We start from the raw sequence: 20500 nt of genomic DNA on the forward strand, positions 1-20500 counted from the left end.
AGGTTCGAAAATCCGACTAAAAAGAATGCTTAACTTGCGGAAAACAAAGTTCAAATGCTTCGTAAATTTGAGTTTTCGTTAAGCACCACGTCCCCTGCCCGTTAAGGGTTTTGCGAACTTGTTCACGAAACATTAGGATTTGCATCTAAACCCTTTGTTCAGCATGTTTTTCGCTTCATTCGTGATAGTGGCCGAATTTGCCGGGCACCGTGAACGCCTGCCAGCGACTTGGCGCGGGCGTCTAGGTCGCGCTCACTTTACCTTTACGTGCAGGTAATATAGCGTCGACACATACCGTCATCTCGGGAGGATGCCGGCTACATTGATGACATGGATCTGAGGAGGAGATCTGATGGGGAAGACATTGGCCGCGACTGCGGTATTCCTGATGAGCGCAATCAGCGTCCTGGCGGCCGAGCCGATCGAGGGCAGCTGGAAAACCCAAAGTGGCGCAACCGCCGAGATCGGCAAATGCGGATCGGCCTATTGCGTGACGCTGACAACCGGAAAGCATGCCGGCAAGCAGATCGGCCGGATGTCCGGCAGCGGCGACAGCTATTCGGGCGAGATCACCGACCCGGAAACCGACAAGACCTATAGCGGATCGGGCGCGGTGACCGGCAATGCGCTCAAGATGAAGGGCTGCGTGCTCAAGGTCCTGTGCAAGTCGCAGACCTGGACAAGGCTTTAGGGCCGCCGATGGCGGGCACCCTGCCCGCCATCCGTCACCCGGCTCCTCCAGGATTTTACCCCGAGACCGCTCAGGAACCGCCGATCAGTTCAAAGGTGACTGACGAAAAGAATGTTGCGCGTGGAACAGGGCTCGCCGCATGTCGTTGGGAATAGGCAGGCTCCGGATGTATTCACTCTAGTGAGCTAGTGAGACTCACTTGGATGAGCCACCGGGCAAAATGCCAACGCACAGGAGGCAGACATGATATCCAGACTCGTGACCGTTACCGCCCTTTCGCTAGGCCTTGCCGCCGGAGGCGCGCTTGCACAATCCGGCAGCGCCGGAGGAGGTTCCTCCTCGGGCGGTTCCGGCACGGCCACCGGCACCACGCAGGGGACCGGCGCGTCCTCGATGGGCAATGACGACGGCAACGGCGGTAGCGCGACCCATCTCGACGGAAGCACGACCAACAGCATCAACAGCAATTCCGGCACGATGCCCCAAAGACCGCAGGACATGCGGGGCGACCGGCCGGGCTCGAATTGCGGCTCGGGCGGCAACACGTCCGGATCGAATACGATGAACTCGATGGGCGGCGCCAGCAGCACCCAGCCGTCTTGTTGATCCGCGGCTCAAGCGAGAACGCCGCTTTTCGCCGATATGCTGCATGAAACCATTGTCTGCCGGGCGTAGCGCCCGGCAGTTTGCGTTGCTGAACCTCAAAGACTGGCTCTGCTCCCTTTTCCTGCTGCAGCTTCGTCAGGCTGGCCGCGCCTTCCCGCGTGAATGGTCGATGAACGGGACAATCAGGCTTCATACAGTTCGCCGCCACTATTCTGCCCTCATTCAACCGGGACATATTGGAGTGGGGAAAAGATCATGCCGACCATCGCACGCCGCCTGACCATTCTGACGCTGATGATGTCGATCTTTGCGATTTCCTTTGCCGCGCTGGCAACACACAATCCCCGCATCATGCCCTGCACCGGTAGCGGGCTGGGCCCCAGCCTTTCCGCCCATTGCGCGGCAGTGTTCTAGTCAAACCGACCGCACTGGGGGAGAGCCGACATGGGAAAGCCCGGCTGCGACACCGGGCCTTCCCGTACATGGTCGGCGCGAAAGGCTCGCGAGCCTCAGCGGACGTAGACGATCCGGTCGCCGTTTCCGGCCATGCCGATGGCGACCACATTATTTGTCTGGACGTCCCGCTCCTCCAGCATCGCATAAAGTGCCGGGTCCGACTGGATCTCATCCTGCGCCGCCGAGATCATCTGCGGAGACGGGTTGCGAACCTCGGAGGGAACGGCATTGTCCGATGCATCATCGGATTTCGGCGGCAGGAACACGACGGAGAGATCATCGCCTGCAGGGCTCATTCCGTATGCAGACTGTGCGGAGGCTGCGCCTGCCATCGCAGAACCGGAGATAAGGGTTGCAAGCGTGAGAGCGATTGCCTTCTTCATGTTTCAATCCTTTCGTCGTTAAGCGCTTCTCGTTCGTTGAAAGCGACTGGGAAACTTCGCCGGAAGCCTGCTCGTTCCCGATAAAATCCCTCGGAAACAGTGTGTTGAAGTTCCATCACGATCAGCATTCGCGGCATCAAGGGCGCGTGATTCCGTCACTTCAGCCAGCGAAACCCGGCCAACAGGCCGGGTTCCAACGATACCGGAAACTGCAGTACGCTACTTGACGTAGACGATCCGATCTCCGTTTCCGGCAACCCCGATGGCCACGACGTTGTTGAGCTCCACATTGTGGGAGATAAGCGTGGCGCGCAGACCTGCATCCGAGCTGATTTCTCCCTGGGCCTCGGCCACCATGGCCGGTGTCGGATCGCGGTAATCATAGGCAACGTCGCCATCGGACGGGCGGTCCGAGAGCGGCGGCAGGAAGGCGACCGCGACATGTTCGTCAGCCTGCCTCGACCCCAGCATCGATTGCGCCTCGGCGGCGGCTCCGATGGACAGAGCGGAGACAAGAGTTGCGAGGGAGAACGCAATGATCTTTTTCATTTCAAATACCTTTCATTTTTTTCAACCGCCTCCGGATGGGCCGGAGGCCAGTGAAAAACCAGAAGGTGAGAGCCGCCGTTCCCCAGGCGGCAGAGGAACGCGGTTTCAAAACAAACGCTTAACGTCATATCACGGCCCGGACACGGCCGATCGAGGCCCTGTGAGCGGGGCTTGGCGAACAGCAGGCGGGCGTTTGTCACCGCCGATTGATTGTCACGAAGTTCCACCTATAATGGCGCATGAACACGCGAATCCCTTCCCTGTCTCCCCTCTCCTTCATCAGCCCGAAGCCCATCGAGCCGCAGGTTTTCGACAATGCCGTCGATGCCGTGGACGCGCTGACGGCCCTTTACGAGCGCAATACCGGCTTCCTGATCGACGGTTTCGACGCTCTTGCGAAGGGCGCCACGGTGACCGGCCGCTACCGGGCCTGCTACCCGCAGGTTTCGATCGAGACGACCTCGTTCGGCCACGCGGACTCACGCCTCTCTTACGGACACGTTACCGCTCCGGGCATCTACACGACGACCGTGACCCGACCGAAACTGTTCCGTCACTACCTGATCGAGCAGTTGGACCTGTTGATGCGCAATCACGGCGTTCCGGTGATCGTGTCGGAATCAACGACACCGATCCCGCTGCATTTCGCCTTCGGCGAAGGCGCGCATGTCGAGGCTTCGGTCAGCAATGCGATGGCCGACATTCCGATGCGCGACCTGTTCGATACGCCGGATCTCAACAATACCGACGACCTTATCGCCAATGGCGAATACGAGGCCCCTGCCGGCGAGCCGGCACCGCTTGCGCCATTCACCGCCCAGCGCATCGACTATTCGCTGGCCCGGCTCAGTCATTACACGGCGACAGGCGCGGAGCACTTCCAGAACTTCGTGCTCTTCACCAACTACCAGTTCTATATTGACGAGTTCGCGGCCTGGGCGCGCAAGATGATGGCGGATGGCGGCGACGGCTACACGGCCTTCGTGGAGCCCGGCAATGTCGTGACACCTGCCGGCAGCGACAGGCCGGAGACGACTCCGATCACGCGCATGCCGCAGATGCCGGCCTATCATCTTAAGAAGGGCGACCATTCCGGCATCACGCTGGTCAATATCGGCGTCGGCCCCTCCAATGCCAAGACGATCACCGACCACATCGCGGTGCTGCGCCCGCATGCCTGGCTGATGGTCGGCCATTGCGCAGGCCTGCGCAACAGCCAGCGGCTCGGCGACTATGTGCTGGCCCACGCCTATGTCCGCGAGGACCATGTTCTCGATGACGACCTGCCTGTCTGGGTGCCGATCCCGGCGCTCGCCGAAGTTCAGCAGGCGCTGGAAAGCGCCGTCGAGGAAGTCACCGGCTATGAGGGCTTCGAGCTGAAACGGATCATGCGCACCGGCACGGTGGCGACGATCGACAACCGCAACTGGGAACTGCGCGACCAGCGCGGCCCGGTAAAGCGCCTATCCCAGTCTCGCGCCATCGCGCTCGACATGGAATCGGCGACGATCGCGGCGAACGGCTTCCGCTTCCGCGTCCCCTACGGCACGCTGCTTTGCGTCTCCGACCGGCCGCTGCATGGCGAATTGAAGCTGCCGGGCATGGCGACCGCGTTCTATCGCACCCAGGTCAGCCAGCACCTGCAGATCGGCATCCGCGCCGTGCAGAAACTCGCCGCCATGCCGACCGAGACGCTGCATTCCCGCAAGCTCAGGAGCTTCTACGAGACGGCGTTCCAGTGACATTCTCCTGATCAAGGAGTATATTCCTGCGCGTGTGTGGAGGTTCCTATGCGCGCATCCTTGATCATCGATAACGACTTGCTGAACGAGGCAAAGGAAATCAGCGGCTTGCCGGAGACGGCAAGCGTCGAGGATGTGCTTCGCCACTTCATCGAGGACGGACGCCGCCGACGCGCCTGGCAGGAAATGGAGGGTACGGGATGGGACGGCCCTCATCAAAGCCGTCCAACCTTCGATGAACTGGCAAAGCAGTTTCGTGCTCTGACGGCCGGGCGTGATCACACACCTTCCGAGGTATTGATGCGCGAGGGGCGTAACGAGCGATGACGGTCTACGTCGTCGACGCGAGCGTCGTCGTCAAATGAGTCGTTGACGAGCCGGGTACGCAATCGGCACTGACATTGCTGAAGGACCATGATCTGGCCGCGCCCGACCTGATCCTTGCGGAGTGCGCCAATATTTTCTGGAAGAAGGTTCGGCGCGGAGAACTGACGATCGAAGAGGCCCGCTTTGCCGCGCTCATGATTGAAGGTTCGAATTTGCAGCTTCGCGACATGCTGCCGATCTGGCTCTCGGCGATCGAGCTGGCAGCACGGATCGATCATCCCGCATATGACTGCCTCTATCTGGCTCTGGCGTTGAAGGAGCGGCTGCAATTCGTCACGGCCGACGAGAGCCTTGTCCGCAAGCTTCAGCGGAGTGCCGACCCCGACCTGATGAAACTCGCGCTTCCGCTTCAGGCTTTTGCCTGACTCCTACACCTTCCCCCTCGCCGCAAACAGCGACAGCGCCGTTCCGATAAGCGACGAGACGATGACCAGGAGATGGGTGTTGACCGCCGCCTGGCCGAGTTCCTCGAGCGGCAGGCCGCTGGCTTCCGCTCCAAAAGCGATGGCGCCGGCGCTGATGCCGGCGGGATAGGTCCCGACGCCCGCCGGTGCGTGGACAGGGAGAACCGAGGAAAGCTCGCCGCCGAGAGCGCCGCCGAAGCCCGGGCCGATCGTAAGTCCACCCAATATTGCGAGAACCCAGGCCAGCACGGCGATCTTGGTGAACCAGTTGATCAGCGTTGCGCCCCAGGCACGGACGAAGGCATTCGTATCGACCGGGAGCCCGGCCTCGACCTCCTCCAGCAGCTTCTCAGCCTTTGCGGGGAGGATTTTGGCGGCAAGCTTGATGCCCCAGCCGCGCAGCGCAAAACCCGCCGCCGGCAGAACTAGGAACACGAGCCAGAGGCCCCAGGCCCAAAGCGCGCCCATCTGCCCATCGGTCTGCAGCACGAGCCCTATGCCGGCCGCAGCGAGCAGCGCGTGGAGATCGAAGAGGCGCATGACGAAAAGCGCTGCCGTGCCGCGCGCCAGCGGCAGATCGAATTCGCGTTTCATCAGCAACGGGAAGCTTGCCTCGCCCGAGCGGAAGGGCAGCATGATGTTCAACAGATTGTGGACCTGGGTCAGGCGCAGCAGCGTGCCGAAACGGCCGCCGGTCTCCTTCGGAAAGTAGTCGTAGATGCGCCAGGTGCGCAGGACGTAGGTGGCCAGAAGCGCCGCAAGAGCCGCGAGCGCCGAGCCGAGACCGGCCGCCTCCCACAATGCCAGCACGCTTCCCCAGCCCCAGACCCACTGGATGAAGGCGGCATAGAGGATGACGATCGCCAGCGTCAGCAGCGTCATTGCATTACGAATTATCCATGCTCTGCGGCTGGCAACGGGATAATTCTTCATATACTAGGAGCCCCAACAGGATATTTCGGGTCGATACACATGCGACGGGCACAGCTTTCGTGCCGTTCGGCGACCCCGCTTCTAGGAGAAACACAAGGTGCGTACAACAGCAGAGTCGGTCACCCGCCTCGTCGAGACGCCCAATCCGGTCGAACTGTCGTTGGTCGTGCCGCTCTTCAATGAAGAGGAAAGCGTCGGCCCGTTGATCGAACGGATCGTCGCCTCCATGGCCGCCTTTCAACAGAGCTGGGAACTGATCCTCGTCGACGACGGCAGCACGGATGCCACGGTCATCAATGCCAAGGCGGCGCTCGGCCGCCCGGGCCTCGACCTCAAGATCGTGGCACTTCAGCGAAATTTCGGCCAGACCGCCGCCATGCAGGCCGGCATCAACCAGGCCCAGGGCCGGCTGATCGCGACACTGGACGGCGACCTGCAGAACGACCCAAAGGATATCCCCACTATGGTGGCGGAGCTCGAGCGGCGCGAACTCGATCTTCTCGTCGGCTGGCGCAAGAACCGCCAGGACGGCCTGGTCCTGCGCAAGATCCCCTCGTTCATCGCCAACCGCCTTATCGGCCGCATCACCGGCGTGCGCCTGCACGACTATGGCTGCTCGCTGAAGATCTACCGCTCGGCGGTCATCAAGCAGGTGAAGCTGATGGGCGAGATGCACCGCTTCATCCCGGCCTGGGTGGCCGGGGTCGTGCCGAGCTCACGGATCGGCGAAATGCCGGTAACGCACCACGCACGCCAGCACGGCGTTTCGAAATACGGCATTTCCCGTACGTTCCGGGTCATTCTCGACCTTTTGTCGGTGATGTTCTTCATGCGCTTCAAGGCGCGGCCGGGGCATTTCTTCGGCTCGCTCGGCCTCGGCCTCGGCGCGCTTTCGGCACTGATCCTGTTCTACCTGTTCGTCGACAAGTTCATCATGGGCAACGATATCGGCACCCGCCCGCTGTTCATGATCGGCGTGATGCTGTTTTTGTCGGCGGTGCAGATGATTACTACCGGCATTCTGGCTGAGATGATCGCCCGCACCTATTACCGCGAAGACACTGCCCTCAGCTACATCGTTCGAGAAGTCTATGCAGGCGATGCGTCGCATTCGTGACGCGCTCATAGCCAAACCGGCGCGCGTTCTCTGGCTGATCGCGGCCTATTATCTGGTCGCGATCCTCGTGCGCGTGCTGCGCGCCGACGGCCTGCAGAGCGACGAGGCCGAACAGCTCTTCCAGTCGCAGTTCCTGCTCTGGGGATACGGTCGCCAGCCGCCGTTCTACAACTGGCTGCAATACGGCGTCATCCACCTGATCGGCCCATCGATCTTCGCGCTCTCGCTGGTGAAGAACGGCCTGCTTTTTCTCACCTGCCTGTTCTACGGGCTTGCTGCTCGGCATCTCAGCGAACGCAAAGAGCTGTCCGCCGCCGCCATGCTCGGCGTTCTGGCGCTGCCGACGGTGACGATACTGGCGCAACGCGATCTCAGCCACGCGGTCGCGACCCTGTTTGCCGTTTCCTTCTTCCTCTACGCCTTCTTCGGCGCGCTGACGCGGCCAAACCTCTGGCGTTATGTGCTGACCGGTGTGGCGATCGGCATCGGCGCGATCTCGAAGTATAATTTCGTCGTCCTGCCCATCGCGGCCCTGCTCGCCATCCTGCCGGAGGCGGAACTGCGCCGCAGGCTGTTCGACCGCCGGCTGATCGCGACGATCGTAGTTGCCGGGCTGATCTGCCTGCCGCATGCGCTCTGGGTTCTCGGCAACTTCCAGACGGCCACAGCCGGAACCGTCAACGCCATGCGCGACGACGCAACCGGCAATGTCTTGCTGGATCGCCTGAGCGGCATCCTGGATCTCGGCTCCGCGGCCGTCACCGGATCGCTGGTGCTCGTCGCCTTCATGCTGATCGCATTCGGACGAAGCCTGATCGACGGGTGGAATATCGAAACGGTGTGGACGCGAGTAACCGGTCGGATGTTCCTCATCTGCCTCGCTGCCATCGGACTGATCGCGGTCGGCATGGGCGCGACCACGATCAGCCAGAAATGGCTGTCGCCATTCCTCCTGATCCTACCCCTCTATCTGTGCCTGAAGATCGAGGCAGCAGGTGGCTTTGCCCGACGGGTCGACGGGGTGGCACGGCTGGCGCCGCTGTCATCCGCCCTCGCCTTCGGCTTCCTGCTTTACCTTACGACCGGCAACCTGCTTTCGCCGGTGATCAACCGTTATTCCAAGGACAGCCTGCCGTCGGTCACCTTCGTCAGGCAGGTGCTTGCCGAATCCGGACGGCAGAACGAGCCCGATTTCATCGTGGCCGGCAGTGCGGCGCTCGGCGGTGCGGCACGTATCGCAGCACCCGAGGCCGCGGTTCGTCTTTCGAGTTTTGCCCAGGCAAACGGCATTCCCGAGGGAATGGGGCTTGTTGTCTGGCCGACGGACGACGGCATGGCGCTGCCGGCCCCGCTCGCAGCCTATCTGCAGGATCAGGGCGTCGATACCCGTGACGTTTCGCCGAAGGCGATGGATGTCCCTTATGCCTATTCGCGCGGGCGGAAGACGGAAGCCTTCAGTTATGCCTGGGTATCCCGCCCGCAAGCAGCCCAAGACTGACCGCCGGAGAACCACGTGTCCAAGCCCGTTGCGCATTATACCCCGCTCCAAACGCTCAACGTCGCCGAACGGCTTGGTGAGGGACGCACGCTCCTCGTTGTTCTGGCCATCTATTTTGCCGTCAATATCGCCGTACGCCTGATCCTGCCGCATGGGCTGGAACTCGACGAGGCGGAACAGACCTTCATGTCGCAATGGATGTTGGCCGGCTATGGCTCGCAGCCGCCGTTCTACAACTGGCTGCAGCACGGCATGATCGAGATCTTCGGCATGTCGCTGCTGACGCTGGCGGGCCTGAAAAACGTGATGCTGTTTGCCGCCTATGCCCTCTACTATCTTGCCGCGCGGCAGGTGATGGACGACAAGCGGCTGGCGGTGATCGCCGCACTCGGTCTCCTGACCATTCCGCAGGTTTCCTTCGAAGCGCAGCGCGACCTGTCGCACACGGTCGCGGCAATATTCGGTTCCTCGCTTTTCCTCTATTCGCTGCTCAGGCTGCTTTCGGCTCCGTCCTTCGTCGCCTTCCTGCTGTTCGGCATCGCGACCGGCATCGGCGGCATCACCAAGTATAATTTCACCATCGTGCCGATTGCGGCCGGTCTCGCCGTGCTGATGGACCGGGACATGCGCAGGGTCGCGCTGAACTGGCGTCTGCTGCCGGCGGCTGTACTGGCACTCGCCATCATCGCTCCGCATGCCCTCTGGCTCCTCGACAATTTCCAGGCGGCCGGCGGGCATACGATGAAGAAGCTCGTCGATGATGACACCGGCTTCCTCGCCGGCCTCGCGCACGGTTTCGGCTCGCTTATCCTTTCCACGCTGGGCTTTCTGGCATTGACGTTCGTGATCCTTGCCGCGGTCTATCGCGAGCATCTGAAGGCGATATTCGCAGCCAGCAGTCCATGGACGCGGCTCGTCGGGCGTATCCTCCTGCTGTCTCTGGGGCTGATTGCGCTGATGATCGTATTCGCGGGGCTGGAAAACGTGCGCGACCGCTGGCTCACGCCGATCCTTCTGGTCGCGCCGCTCTATCTCGCGCTTAAGATCGATGCCGCCAAGGTGCCTGCCATGTCGGGGCTCAAGCGTCTCTGGATCGTTGCCGGCATGATCATGGTTCTGATCCCTTCCGTGCTGTTCGGCCGGGCGGCGATGGACCGGATCTCCGGCAAATACGGATATGTCAACATTCCGTTCGCCTCGCTCGCCCGGGCAGTCGCCGAAAGGGCGGAAGGCGCCAATACCGTGATCGTCGCCTCCGACGGCCAGCTGGGCGGCAACATGCATTACAACCTGCCGGACCTGCCGGTGCTCACACCACGGCCGCCGACCGGCATGACACCGCAGCCGCTGACCGATTTTGACCGGATCGTGCTCGTCTGGCGCAAGACCGATGGCAGTCCGCCGTCGAGCTTCGACGAGGAGTTTTCCGACTATCTGCGCCAGCAAGGCATCACGGCCGAGCCGCAGGCTATCGCGATCGTCGGTTACCCCTATCAATGGGGCCGGCCAGGCGACCAGTATCGCTTCGGTTATGCGGTGATCGACCTCAAGCGATGAAGCTTATTCCTTCACCGTGTCGCGCAGGTGATCCAGTGCGCGCCGCAGCTTTTCGGCCATCTCGTCGATTTCCGAACGGCTGATCGTCAGCGACGGCGAGGCCAGCATGCGGTCGCCGGTGGCGCGCATGATGAGGCCGTTCTTGACGCAGTGATTGCGCACCAGTGAACCGATATCATCCGGCTTGGCATAGCGCCTGCGGGTGGACTTGTCGGCAGCAAGTTGCAACCCGCCGATCAGGCCAACGCATTCGGCTTGGCCGACGATCTCATGATCCTCGAGGCTCTTCCAGACAGAAGCGAAATAGGGACCGATATCGTCGCGCACCCGCTCGACCAGCCCCTCCTCTTCGATGATGCGGAGGTTTTCAAGCGCGGCGGCTGCAGCCACCGGATGGCCGGAATAGGTGAAGCCGTGGGCGAAATCGCCGAACTCGTTGATCATCACCTCGGCGACCCGGTCCGACACCAGCACGCCGCCGATCGGCAGATAGCCGGAGGACAGACCTTTTGCGATCGGCGCGAGATCGGGCTCAACGCCGAAATGCTGGTAGCCGAACCAGGAGCCCAAGCGACCGAAGCCGCAGATCACTTCATCGGAGACGAGCAGGATATTGCGCGCCTTGCAGATGCGGGCGATCTCCGGCCAGTAGGTCTCCGGCGGGATGATGACGCCGCCGGCGCCCTGGATCGGTTCGGCGACGAAGGCGGCGACACGATCTTCCCCCAGTTCGTCGATCTTCGCTTCCAGCTCCCGGGCGACCTTGAGGCCGAATTCAGCGGGCGAAAGATCGCCGCCCTCGGCATACCAGTAGGGCTGGTTGATGTGATGCACGCCCTCGATCGGCAGGTTGCCCTGTTCGTGCATGTGCTTCATGCCGCCGAGCGAGGCTCCGGCGACGGTGGAGCCGTGATAGGCGTTCTTCCGCGCTATCACCTGCGTTTTCTCCGGCTTGCCCAGCGCCTTCCAGTAGACACGGGCGATCCGGAACCAGGTATCGGTCGCTTCGGAACCCGAATTGGTGAAGAAGACGCGGTTCATTCTCCCGCCGGTCTTCGACGCGATCTTCTGGGCAAGCAGCGTGGTCGGCGGCGTCGTCGTGCCGAAGAAGGAGTTGTAATAGGGCAGTTCCTGCATCTGCCTGTAGGCGGCTTCGGCGATAGACTTTCGGCCGTATCCGACATTGACGCACCAGAGGCCGGCAAAGGCATCGAGATATTTCTTCCCCGTGGAATCGAAGATGTGGACGCCCTCGGCGCGCTCGATGATGCGGGTGCCCTTGGCGTTCAGTTCCTTCATGTCGGAGAAGGGATGAAGATGATGCGCGGCATCGATGGCTGCAAGATTGGAAATGGCCGGCTTGTCGTTCATCGCGTCCTGCTCCTCAGATTGTGCGGTCGATTCTTATCGGTTACGAACGAGGTTCCGCAACAGCCGAGATCACGCTTCATGACCGATAGCATTGAGCCCCATATCGAAATCCTGCTCGTCGGCATGAATGGGGATCTGCGCGGAAAACGCATTCCGATCTCGAAGGAAAAGAAGGTGTGGGACGGCACCGTGCGACTGCCCTCCTCCACCCAGTCGCTCGACATCTGGGGCGACGACAATGACGATATCACGGGCCTTTCGCTTTCCGTCGGCGACCCGGACGGGCAGTGCATTCCTGACAGGCGCAGTGCTGCGCCGATGCCCTGGGGGCCGGAAGGTTCGACCCAGGTGCTCGCAACGATGCACGAATTTTCCGGTGAGCCGAGCTTCATGGATCCGCGCGCCATTCTGGCGTCCATCCTGAAACGCTTCGACGAAAAGGGCCTGACGCCGGTCGTGGCGACAGAGCTCGAATTCTATGTGCTGCAGGACGACTGGCGCGAGACCGGCCGCCCTACCCCGCCGGCCAAGCTGATGTATCGCGGCGAGCCGAACGGTTTTCAGCTCTACGACATGGGCGCCGTCGATGCTCTCGACGACTATCTGCAGACGGTGCGTCACTGGGCGAAGTGCCAGGACATTCCGGCAGACGCGACGACCGCGGAATTCGGCCCCGGCCAGTTCGAGATCAACCTTCTCCACCGGGCCGATGCGCTGGCGGCGGCCGACGACTGCATCTACCTAAAGCGGATCGCCGAACAGGCGGCGCGCAAATTCGGGATGAAATCCACCTGCATGGCCAAGCCCTATGCAGATCATGCCGGCTCCGGCCTGCATGTGCATGCCAGCATCATCGACCGCGACGGCAACAACATTCTCGATGCCAAAGGTGGCGATCCGGTCAAGCTGGAGTCGGTCATAGCGGGCATGCTGAAGACGATGCGCGATGCGCAGCTGGTCTTCGCGCCCTTCGCAAATTCCTACCGCCGCTTTCAGCCTGGCTCCTTCGCACCGGTCGATATCGACTGGGGTTTCGGGCATCGGGGCACGGCCGTGCGTATCCCGGATGCGAACGGTCCGGCCGCCCGTATCGAACACCGGGTCGCGGGCGCGGATGCCAACCCGTATCTGCTGCTCACCGCCATCCTCGGCGGCATGCTGATGGGGCTCGACGACACGCTCGATCCCGGCCTGCCGACCGAGCCGGGCCAGGAACCGCCCGCCGGCACGAAGCGGCTCACCCATGATTTTCTCACCGCAGTCGATGACTTCTCCGCCTCACCCTTCATCCGCGACGTCTTCGGAGAGCGCTACCAGAAGCTCTACGGCGACACCAAGCGCAAGGAAGCGATCATCTACCTGCGCACGGTCAGCGACTTCGACTACCAGACCTATCTGCCGCGCATCTGAGTGGCATCAGGAATAATACGCCGAAACGCCTGTATTGGTTACAGCTGTCACAGTCACATCTGACGCGCGACAAGCTTATTCGCCAGCGATAATCTTCTGCTATAGATTGCAGATGCGGCCCATTTCACCGGCATGACCGGTGATGGGGCCAGCTTCGCTTGGGACGTCGGCCATGAAAACGATATTCGCATTCCTTCACGCCAGCTTTGTCGCGGTCGCGATGACCTTTGCCTTGACCGTGGTGTCCCAGGCCCAGGATGCGCCGCTGAAGATCGTCATCCATCCGGGCCAAAGCGAAGCGGATGTGCAGAACATTCTCAACCTCGCCACCCGAAGCAGCCGGGCGGTGACAGTCGAGGTTGGCACCGCCGCGACAGACGCCACGCCCACCGCGTCCCCTGTTTCATCTCCGGCCGGCAGTGTGAGTAACGCGGCACCGGTGCAGACCGCACAGTCCGCCGGCACTTCACCGGCGGCTGCGGCAAGCCCGGCCCCGTCGGCAACCCCTCAACCATCGGCACCTGTCGTGGCCACGGCGCCCTCACCCGCCCCCATGATGCCGACGCCGGAAATGATGGCGACCGACATGGGCATGGCCAAGTGGAGCCAGTTCTCCGCAGCCTTCCTGCGCGGGGCATCGACGGCGCTCTCCAGCATCGACGACATACCGCCGGCACTCGGCATGGCCGACGACCGGCTGATTGCCGAAGGCAGCGGTTATGGTCGGGCGCTGACCGTGACGCTTGCGAGCATCGGCGCAGCCTTGGTGGCGACATTGCTGTTGCGGGGTATCTTTGCTGCATTGCTGCGGGGGCGATCGTCCCCGCACGATGGCGGGAGCCCGTATAGCAACAGCCTCAAGCGGATGATCGGCGATCTCATCTCGATCATCGCCTTCCTCGTCGTCGCGCGCTTCGTGATCAACAGGTTCGGGACGGCAGGCGCCGTCACGCTGCAGGTGGCGCAAGGCGTCGTCACGGCGGTGATTGTTGCCTCGCTCTACGTTGCTCTCGCCCGGCTCCTGTTCAAGACCGACCGGCGGGGACGAAGCCTCGTGCCGATCCGCCGCCCGCAATGGCATTTCCGTATGCTCGTCACCTATGGGCTGATCAGCGCGCTTCTCACCGAAACTGCGCGGCTGGCCGATGGGCTTGGCGTCGACCGGCTGATCATTGACGGCTGGTTCCTCAATGGCAACACGCTGCTGACCGTCCTGAAACTCGTCTGGTTCATCGGCGGCCGCAGCGACATACGGGATGCCTTCGTCGGACAGAACCCGGGCGTCATCCGCCGCGTGGCCGGCAATCTCTTGCCGGATTTCTATATCGTCACGGCACTCGGCCTCTGGCTGATCTGCGTCCTCTTTGCCGGCACGCCAAACAGCGCGCGCTGGGTATTTGCCGCAGGCAGCACACAAATCGCGCTGCTCGCGCTGCCGATCCTGGCGCTCGGGGCTCATTCGCTGATCGACGACCTCACCCGCCATCAGGAGAGCGTACACGGCGCCGGCCTCGGCTCGTCATTGCTTGCCAGTCTCAGGGTTCTTTGCGCCGGTGCGGTCTGGATCGGCGGGCTGCACCTGATCGCCACCATCTGGTGGCCGTTCCTCGGCGGAGAGGCTGCCATGGCCACGAGCTGGATCATGTGGGTGGAGCAGCTCAGCCTCGCGATCGTCATCAGCTGGGCGGTGGCGAGCTTCATATGGCGCTATTCGGAGGCGCTGGCGCCCTCTCCCGCCGTCATGCTGCCGGGACACGAGGACCAGAACGAGAAGAAGCAGACCAGCCGGCTTTCGACGGCCATGCCTGTCGTCCGCAATCTCGCTCTCGGCGGTGTCCTGGCCGTCGGTGCGCTGATCATACTCGGCTCGCTCGGGATAAATGTCGCTCCGCTTCTCGCCGGCTTCGGCGTGCTCGGCCTTGCGCTTTCCTTCGGTTCTCAGGCGCTGGTGAAGGATGTCGTCTCCGGCATCTTCTTCATCGCCGAAGACGCGTTCCGGATCGGCGAATATATCAGCACGGGCAACCTGCAGGGTACCGTGGAGCAGATCGCCATCCGCTCAGTCAGGCTGCGCCACCATAACGGCCCGGTTCATACCGTGCCCTTCGGGCAGATCAGCTCGGTCAGCAATTTCAGCCGCGACTGGGGTACCATCAAGTTCCAGCTCAAGTTCGAGCGGGACTCTGACCCGGAACTGATCCGCAAGACCGCCAAGAAGGTCGGTCTCGCCATGCTGGAAGATCCGGAATACGGGGCGGATTTCCTCGTGCCACTGAAGATGCAGGGCATTCAGGATATCAACGAGAACTCGATCGTGGTGCGCTTCAAGTTCACCTCGGTCCCGGGCAATCCGAGTATCATCAAGCGCGAGGCGATGAAGCGGCTGATCGCCGCCTGCAAGGCCGCCGGACTGGAATTCGCCTCCAATGCGGTGACCGTGAGGTCACGGGGCGACGGGATGCCGGACGACATGGCGGCGGCGGCTCAGGTTCTGCCGCTGGCGCCCGTCGCGACAGGCTGATCGTAGGGCTGCGGCCGGCGCGGATCAGATCCCGCTGCCGTTCTCTTCCGTCAAGGTCTGCGAAGGGGCTTGGTCGACCAGTACCTTCAGCTCGCCGGCATGGATCTTCAGTAGGATGTCACGCTCCATCGGCAGCAGCTCGCCATCGATGACGCAGCGGACATCCTTGCGGTGGCGGGGGAAATGCAGCTCCAGCTCCGTCACGGTCATGGCGGTCACCGCTTCGTTTTCCTTCAACCGGCCGCGAAGGATATCGAAGGTAAGCTTGGCCACACCGGCCGGCGTCAGCGGATCGGCGATGTAGAAACCGAGGTGCCCGCGGGTGACGTCGTCGGCATACATCAGCGCGTCCTGGCCGAACTCGTTGTTGGAGACGGAGATCGCGGACACCTTGCGATGGCCGGTCTTGCCCTCGGCATTGAACTCGACCTCGAATTCCGGCGGGTTCAGCATGACGCCGATCGCGGCGCGGGTGCTCGCGCGCATCTTGCCGAGGCGCGAGGCGAAATTCATGGAATTTCGGTAGCGCACCATGCGGGCATGAAGACCGGCGGAAAACTGGTGTACGAAACTGCGGCCATTGGCGCTGGCGATATCGACATCGCGAACCTGCGCCTGGGCAAGGAAATCAAGCGCCTGCCAAATATCGAGCGGAACTTTGAGTGAGCGGGCAAAGAGGTTCATCGTGCCGGCCGGCACGATCCCGAGCGCGATGCCGCTCTTCCAGGCGATCGAGGACGCAGCCGAAATGGTGCCGTCGCCACCGCCGGCAATCAGCCCTTCGACGCCGCGCACCGCCGCCGCCTTTTCCATCGTCTCGACGACCTTGTCTCCCGCCACGACATGGCATTCGATCTCGTGACCGGCACTTTCGAAGGCGCGCAGGGCATGGGCGCAATAGGCATCCATGTCCGTGGTACGGAAGGTACCGCCATCGCGGTTGAATACGGCATAAAGGTTCATGTCATAGAACTCGGTAATCAGGATCGCGGCGGGATAAAACGATTGTTCCCAGAAATGGTTGCGCAGGCCGCTCTTATCAATGGGTGCACTGCAACATGATGACACGGCAGGAAAATTCCATGCGGGCAAATCGGCGTCTACCGCACTGCACAATGACATGCTAACTTGACGATCATCACCTAGCATTCGGGCTAACGCGGTCGATCCCCGCAGCCCCGCCCGTTTTCAAAAGATCTGACATCATGACCGACAGTGCACCTTCGATCGATGCCGCACGCCGTGCATCCGATCACCAAGCTCTATCACCTTACGCCATTCTTCTCATCGAGTTTGCCCTTGCAGTCGGTGGCTTCGGCATCGGCACGGGCGAATTCGTCATCATGGGCCTCCTGCCCGACGTCGCCTCAAGCTTTGATGTCAGCATTCCGATGGCCGGTTATGTCATCAGCGCCTATGCGCTCGGCGTCGTCATCGGCGCGCCGGTGATCGCCGTACTTTCGGCGCGGCTGCCGCGGCGCACGTTGCTTCTGGCGCTGATGAGCGTGTTTGCCGTCGGCAACATCCTCTCCGCCATGGCACCGGATTTCTGGTCCTTCACCATCCTGCGCTTCATTACCGGCCTGCCGCACGGCGCCTATTTCGGCGTTGCCTCGCTGGTCGCCGCCTCGATGGTGCCGCCGAACAAGCGGGCGCGCGCCGTCGGTCGGGTCATGCTGGGCCTCACTATCGCGACGCTGCTCGGCACCCCGCTCGCCACTTTCATGGGTCAGGTCCTCTCCTGGCACGCGGCCTTCTATCTCGTCGGGTTCATCGGTGCGCTGACTGTCGCGCTGGTCTGGTATTTCAAGCCTAAGGACAAGGTGCAGGAAGGTGCCAGCATCCGGCGCGAACTCAGCGCCTTCAGCAAGACGCAGGTCTGGCTAACGCTCGGCATCGCAGCCGTCGGCTTCGGCGGCATGTTCTCGGTGTTCAGCTATATCGCCTCGACCACCACTCAGACTGCGGACCTTCCGGTGACCCAGGTGGCCTTCGTGCTGGCGCTCTTCGGCATCGGCATGAATGTCGGCAATATCGTCGGCTCGCGCCTCGCCGACCTTTCGCTGAAGGGGACGATCGGCGGCTCGATGGCCTTCTACACGGTCGTCATGCTGGTCTTCGCGACCTTCGCGCATATCCCGGTCATGCTCTACATCACCGTCTTCCTGGTCGGCTGCGGTTTTGCCTGCGGACCGGCGCTGCAGACACGGCTGATGGATGTCGCGGCCGATGCCCAGACGCTGGCCGCCGCCTCCAACCATTCGGCCTTCAACATCGCCAATGCGCTCGGCGCCTGGCTTGGCGGGCTGGTCATCTCCTGGGGCTGGGGCTTTGCTGCGACCGGCTATGTCGGTGCGGTCCTTTCCGCGCTCGGACTTGTCGTCTTCGCGATCTCGGCAGCACTGGACAAGAAGCCGGCGCACTGACCGGCTCTCGACCGCAAACAACCGATCAGGCCGCCTTCGAGGCGGCCTTTTCTTTGGGCGGGATGACGGTCTTGCGGCCATTCTCGCAGGAAACGTGCGTGACGCCCCAGGCACGGAGTGCCGTGATGACAGGTTCAAGGCTCTGCCCCAGCGGGGTCAGATCATACTCCACCCGCGGCGGCACGACGGGATAGACGGTTCGGGTAATCAGCCCTTCCTCTTCCAGTTCACGCAGCTGCTTGGTCAGCATGCGCTGGGTGACGGAGGGAATGCGACGGCGCAGCTCGTTGAAGCGCAGCGTCCCCTCTTCCAGCAGATGATGCAGGATGACGCCCTTCCACTTGCCGTCGATGAAGCTCAAGGTCGATTCGACCGGGCAACCGGGAAAATTATCGATCAGCTTTGCACGCGGTTTCGACATCGGGTGTCCCTCACGGTATCCTTTTGGGTACTATAGGCCAAAAATGTGCATTCTTGCCTTCCTTGAATATAGGCTCCATCTAGCCTTCCAGCAACGAGACAAAACGCAAAGAAGGAGAGCCCCATGCGTGCCGTCGGCTTCAACAAACCGCAGCCCATCACCGCCGAGACATCCTTGCTCGACATCGAGCTCCCGGAACCGGAGGCGAAGGGCCGCGACCTGCTGGTCGAGATCAGGGCCGTATCGGTCAATCCGGTCGATACGAAGGTTCGCCGCTCGGCCGAGGTCGAGCCGGGCCAGCACCGTATCCTCGGATATGATGCAGCGGGGGTGGTCAAGGCCGTCGGCCCCGACGTGAAGCTGTTCAAGCCCGGTGACGAAGTCTATTACGCCGGCGCCATCAACCGGCCCGGCACCAATGCCGAATACCATCTGGTCGACGAACGGATCGTCGGCGCCAAGCCGAAGACACTGAGCTTCGAGGAGGCTGCCGCTCTGCCGCTCACCGCGATCACCGCCTATGAGGCGCTGTTCCACCGCATGAAAGTGCAGGACAAAGTCACCGGCACCTGGAATGCCGTGCTCGTCATCGGCGGCGCCGGCGGCGTCGGCTCGATCGCGATCCAGCTGCTGCGCGAACTGTCCGATGCCACCGTGATCGGCACCGGCTCCCGGCCGGAGACCTCCGACTGGATCAAGCAGCTCGGTGCCCATCATGTACTCGACCATTCCAAGCCGATGGCACCGCAGCTGCAGCAGATGGCGATCGGCGCGCCGGCCTTCGTCTTCTCGACCACGCACACGGACGAGCATGTGAAGGACATTATCGAGCTCATCGCACCGCAGGGCCGCCTTGCCCTGATCGATGATCCGAAGGATCCGTTCGACATCCGTCCGTTCAAGAGCAAGTCGCTGTCCGTCCATTGGGAAATGATGTTCGCCCGTGCCGTCTGGCAGACCGGCGACATGATCGAACAGCACAAGCTTCTGAACCACGTGGCAGAACTGGTGAATGCCGGGAAGATCAAGACAACGCTTTCCGAAACGCTCGGCACGATCAATGCGGCCAACCTGAAGAAAGCCCATGCAATGATCGAGACCCATCGAACGAAGGGCAAGATCGTATTGTCAGGTTTCTAGCCTGTATTACACATGAAATCTCCCTATGCGTGCAATTCCGCAGTATACATCTTATAGGGCTACGGAATTGCAGATAAGGTCTCATCGGGACAATGCGAACAGTCGGGGGACATCATGGCATCAGTAGAGACGACTTCATTCAGCAATCCAATCAACGCGCTGATCAGTTCGACCTGGTTCGGTTATCTCGCGCGTATCGTGCTGACATTCGGGTTCTGGGGAAGCGGGCTTTCGAAGCTCATCGACTTCCAAGGCGGGGTCGCCGAAATGGCGCAGTTCGGCCTCGAACCGGCCGTCGCCTTCAACATCGCGACGATCATCACCCAACTCGTCGGATCGGCGCTCGTCATCCTCAACCGCTGGACATGGCTCGGCGCCGGGGCGCTTGGCGTGTTCACGGCGCTGACCATTCCGCTGGTCCATCACTTCTGGACGATGGAAGAGCCGTTCCGGACGATGGAATTCTATGTGGTGATGGAGCACATCACCCTGATCGGCGGCCTGATGGTCGTGGCGTGGAAATCCCGCTGACGTCGTGAGGTTCTGATCCACGGGCACAGAAAAAAGCCCGCCGTGGCTGATGAACTGACCCCGGAAAGTTGGACCCAACTTTTCGGGGTTTTGCATGTCTAGATACAGCATATCGTTCAAGCAGTCGGTGGTGTCTGCCTATGCGGGTGGTACGGATGGTTTCCGTGCGATCGGCACTCGGTTCGGGATTGATCATTCGACGGTTCGCAAGTGGGTGGCAATCCATGCGGCTCACGGTCTTTCGGGGCTGGAGAAGAAGTTCAGCCGCTACGATGCCGAGTTCAAGCTATCGGTACTTCATCGGATATGGGAAGATGGGCTTTCCCATCGTCAGGCTGCGGCGGTTTTCAACATCCG

At 61.8% G+C, this 20500-nt stretch carries 20 protein-coding genes and 1 pseudogene; 15 read left to right on the forward strand and 6 right to left on the reverse strand.

The window, feature by feature from the left end:
* The first annotated feature begins 352 nt into the window (after window positions 1–352).
* The 3 genes from BM216_RS27030 to BM216_RS34215 all read left to right on the forward strand — a co-directional run bounded on the left by BM216_RS27030 (window position 353) and on the right by BM216_RS34215 (window position 1711).
* Window positions 353–691, forward strand: coding sequence for a DUF2147 domain-containing protein (locus BM216_RS27030; RefSeq protein ID WP_093002442.1), 339 nt, complete (start codon window positions 353–355; stop codon window positions 689–691).
* A gap of 243 nt (window positions 692–934) precedes the next feature.
* Window positions 935–1297 carry a hypothetical protein gene (locus BM216_RS27035; RefSeq protein ID WP_093002444.1) on the forward strand — a complete coding sequence of 121 codons (363 nt, stop codon included), beginning with the start codon at window positions 935–937 and terminating at the stop codon, window positions 1295–1297.
* Between the two features lie 255 nt (window positions 1298–1552).
* Window positions 1553–1711, forward strand: a complete 159-nt coding sequence (locus BM216_RS34215) for a hypothetical protein (RefSeq protein WP_177230931.1) — start codon at window positions 1553–1555, stop codon at window positions 1709–1711.
* A gap of 95 nt (window positions 1712–1806) precedes the next feature.
* On the opposite strand, the gene BM216_RS27040 is transcribed toward BM216_RS34215, so the two are convergent.
* Both BM216_RS27040 and BM216_RS27045 read right to left on the reverse strand, forming a co-directional pair.
* Window positions 1807–2136: a hypothetical protein gene (locus tag BM216_RS27040; protein WP_093002446.1), complete on the reverse strand. Its 330-nt coding sequence runs from the start codon at window positions 2134–2136 to the stop codon at window positions 1807–1809.
* 219 nt (window positions 2137–2355) lie between these two features.
* The gene (locus tag BM216_RS27045) at window positions 2356–2685 is read right to left on the reverse strand and encodes a hypothetical protein (RefSeq protein WP_093002448.1); all 330 of its coding nucleotides are present in this window, start codon (window positions 2683–2685) and stop codon (window positions 2356–2358) included.
* 239 nt (window positions 2686–2924) lie between these two features.
* On the opposite strand from BM216_RS27045, the gene amn reads away from it, so the two are divergent.
* From amn to BM216_RS27060, 3 genes and pseudogenes are all read left to right on the forward strand, one after another.
* Window positions 2925–4427, forward strand: coding sequence for an AMP nucleosidase (gene amn / locus BM216_RS27050; protein WP_093002450.1), 1503 nt, complete (start codon window positions 2925–2927; stop codon window positions 4425–4427).
* 48 nt (window positions 4428–4475) lie between these two features.
* Window positions 4476–4754: a hypothetical protein gene (locus BM216_RS27055; protein ID WP_093002452.1), complete on the forward strand. Its 279-nt coding sequence runs from the start codon at window positions 4476–4478 to the stop codon at window positions 4752–4754.
* Window positions 4755–4810: 56 nt separating this feature from the next.
* Window positions 4811–5179: pseudogene (locus tag BM216_RS27060) on the forward strand (type II toxin-antitoxin system VapC family toxin); the annotation flags it as partial.
* Window positions 5180–5182: 3 nt separating this feature from the next.
* Here the strand turns inward: BM216_RS27060 and BM216_RS27065 are convergent.
* Window positions 5183–6151: a lysylphosphatidylglycerol synthase transmembrane domain-containing protein gene (locus tag BM216_RS27065; RefSeq protein WP_093002456.1), complete on the reverse strand. Its 969-nt coding sequence runs from the start codon at window positions 6149–6151 to the stop codon at window positions 5183–5185.
* 97 nt (window positions 6152–6248) lie between these two features.
* Here BM216_RS27065 and BM216_RS27070 point away from each other — a divergent pair, with 97 nt between their 5' ends.
* The 3 genes from BM216_RS27070 to BM216_RS27080 are packed head-to-tail and all read left to right on the forward strand — an operon-like array spanning window position 6249 to window position 10323.
* A complete protein-coding gene (locus BM216_RS27070; RefSeq protein WP_093002458.1) occupies window positions 6249–7268 on the forward strand; it encodes a glycosyltransferase family 2 protein in 1020 nt (339 codons plus the stop codon).
* Complete coding sequence (locus BM216_RS27075; protein ID WP_093002460.1) at window positions 7243–8766, forward strand: ArnT family glycosyltransferase; 1524 nt, start codon at window positions 7243–7245, stop codon at window positions 8764–8766. Before BM216_RS27070 ends, BM216_RS27075 begins: the two co-directional genes overlap by 26 nt.
* 15 nt (window positions 8767–8781) lie before the next feature.
* Window positions 8782–10323, forward strand: a complete 1542-nt coding sequence (locus BM216_RS27080; RefSeq protein WP_093002462.1) for an ArnT family glycosyltransferase — start codon at window positions 8782–8784, stop codon at window positions 10321–10323.
* A 3-nt stretch (window positions 10324–10326) separates the two neighbouring features.
* On the opposite strand, the gene BM216_RS27085 is transcribed toward BM216_RS27080, so the two are convergent.
* Window positions 10327–11694: an aspartate aminotransferase family protein gene (locus BM216_RS27085; RefSeq protein WP_093002464.1), complete on the reverse strand. Its 1368-nt coding sequence runs from the start codon at window positions 11692–11694 to the stop codon at window positions 10327–10329.
* Between the two features lie 78 nt (window positions 11695–11772).
* Between BM216_RS27085 and BM216_RS27090 the strand changes: the two genes are divergently transcribed.
* Together BM216_RS27090 and BM216_RS27095 are read left to right on the forward strand one after the other, a co-directional pair.
* The gene (locus BM216_RS27090; protein WP_093002497.1) at window positions 11773–13104 is read left to right on the forward strand and encodes a glutamine synthetase family protein; all 1332 of its coding nucleotides are present in this window, start codon (window positions 11773–11775) and stop codon (window positions 13102–13104) included.
* A gap of 172 nt (window positions 13105–13276) precedes the next feature.
* Window positions 13277–15625: a mechanosensitive ion channel family protein gene (locus BM216_RS27095; protein WP_177230933.1), complete on the forward strand. Its 2349-nt coding sequence runs from the start codon at window positions 13277–13279 to the stop codon at window positions 15623–15625.
* 24 nt (window positions 15626–15649) lie between these two features.
* Here BM216_RS27095 and BM216_RS27100 read toward each other — a convergent pair whose 3' ends face one another.
* Window positions 15650–16588 (reverse strand): diacylglycerol/lipid kinase family protein, encoded by a 939-nt coding sequence (locus BM216_RS27100; RefSeq protein WP_093002499.1) that lies wholly within the window; start codon window positions 16586–16588, stop codon window positions 15650–15652.
* A gap of 242 nt (window positions 16589–16830) precedes the next feature.
* Between BM216_RS27100 and BM216_RS27105 the strand changes: the two genes are divergently transcribed.
* Complete coding sequence (locus tag BM216_RS27105) at window positions 16831–18051, forward strand: MFS transporter (protein ID WP_093002468.1); 1221 nt, start codon at window positions 16831–16833, stop codon at window positions 18049–18051.
* Window positions 18052–18076: 25 nt separating this feature from the next.
* Here BM216_RS27105 and BM216_RS27110 read toward each other — a convergent pair whose 3' ends face one another.
* A complete protein-coding gene (locus tag BM216_RS27110; RefSeq protein WP_093002470.1) occupies window positions 18077–18472 on the reverse strand; it encodes a winged helix-turn-helix transcriptional regulator in 396 nt (131 codons plus the stop codon).
* A 123-nt stretch (window positions 18473–18595) separates the two neighbouring features.
* Here BM216_RS27110 and BM216_RS27115 point away from each other — a divergent pair, with 123 nt between their 5' ends.
* The 3 genes from BM216_RS27115 to BM216_RS27125 all read left to right on the forward strand — a co-directional run.
* Window positions 18596–19612 (forward strand): zinc-binding alcohol dehydrogenase family protein, encoded by a 1017-nt coding sequence (locus BM216_RS27115; RefSeq protein ID WP_093002472.1) that lies wholly within the window; start codon window positions 18596–18598, stop codon window positions 19610–19612.
* Window positions 19613–19726: 114 nt separating this feature from the next.
* Window positions 19727–20143, forward strand: a complete 417-nt coding sequence (locus BM216_RS27120; protein ID WP_093002474.1) for a DoxX family protein — start codon at window positions 19727–19729, stop codon at window positions 20141–20143.
* 94 nt (window positions 20144–20237) lie between these two features.
* Window positions 20238–20500: helix-turn-helix domain-containing protein (locus tag BM216_RS27125; RefSeq protein WP_143102872.1), on the forward strand; the 263-nt coding region annotated here is incomplete at its 3' end.

It is taken from the genome of Rhizobium sp. NFR07, assembly GCF_900111905.1.
GTDB lineage: Bacteria > Pseudomonadota > Alphaproteobacteria > Rhizobiales > Rhizobiaceae > Neorhizobium.

Bases quoted from the DNA above. Each gene is read 5' to 3' on its own strand.
- BM216_RS27075 (WP_093002460.1), top strand. From the start codon at position 7,243: ATGCAGGCGATGCGTCGCATTCGTGACGCGCTCATAGCCAAACCGGCG.
- amn (WP_093002450.1), top strand. From the start codon at position 2,925: ATGAACACGCGAATCCCTTCCCTGTCTCCCCTCTCCTTCATCAGCCCG.
- BM216_RS27095 (WP_177230933.1), top strand. From the start codon at position 13,277: ATGAAAACGATATTCGCATTCCTTCACGCCAGCTTTGTCGCGGTCGCG.
- BM216_RS27120 (WP_093002474.1), top strand. From the start codon at position 19,727: ATGGCATCAGTAGAGACGACTTCATTCAGCAATCCAATCAACGCGCTG.
- BM216_RS27110 (WP_093002470.1), bottom strand. From the start codon at position 18,472: ATGTCGAAACCGCGTGCAAAGCTGATCGATAATTTTCCCGGTTGCCCG.
- BM216_RS34215 (WP_177230931.1), top strand. From the start codon at position 1,553: ATGCCGACCATCGCACGCCGCCTGACCATTCTGACGCTGATGATGTCG.
- BM216_RS27055 (WP_093002452.1), top strand. From the start codon at position 4,476: ATGCGCGCATCCTTGATCATCGATAACGACTTGCTGAACGAGGCAAAG.
- BM216_RS27035 (WP_093002444.1), top strand. From the start codon at position 935: ATGATATCCAGACTCGTGACCGTTACCGCCCTTTCGCTAGGCCTTGCC.
- BM216_RS27085 (WP_093002464.1), bottom strand. From the start codon at position 11,694: ATGAACGACAAGCCGGCCATTTCCAATCTTGCAGCCATCGATGCCGCG.
- BM216_RS27105 (WP_093002468.1), top strand. From the start codon at position 16,831: ATGACCGACAGTGCACCTTCGATCGATGCCGCACGCCGTGCATCCGAT.
- BM216_RS27090 (WP_093002497.1), top strand. From the start codon at position 11,773: ATGACCGATAGCATTGAGCCCCATATCGAAATCCTGCTCGTCGGCATG.
- BM216_RS27040 (WP_093002446.1), bottom strand. From the start codon at position 2,136: ATGAAGAAGGCAATCGCTCTCACGCTTGCAACCCTTATCTCCGGTTCT.
- BM216_RS27115 (WP_093002472.1), top strand. From the start codon at position 18,596: ATGCGTGCCGTCGGCTTCAACAAACCGCAGCCCATCACCGCCGAGACA.
- BM216_RS27065 (WP_093002456.1), bottom strand. From the start codon at position 6,151: ATGAAGAATTATCCCGTTGCCAGCCGCAGAGCATGGATAATTCGTAAT.
- BM216_RS27100 (WP_093002499.1), bottom strand. From the start codon at position 16,588: ATGAACCTTTATGCCGTATTCAACCGCGATGGCGGTACCTTCCGTACC.
- BM216_RS27045 (WP_093002448.1), bottom strand. From the start codon at position 2,685: ATGAAAAAGATCATTGCGTTCTCCCTCGCAACTCTTGTCTCCGCTCTG.
- BM216_RS27030 (WP_093002442.1), top strand. From the start codon at position 353: ATGGGGAAGACATTGGCCGCGACTGCGGTATTCCTGATGAGCGCAATC.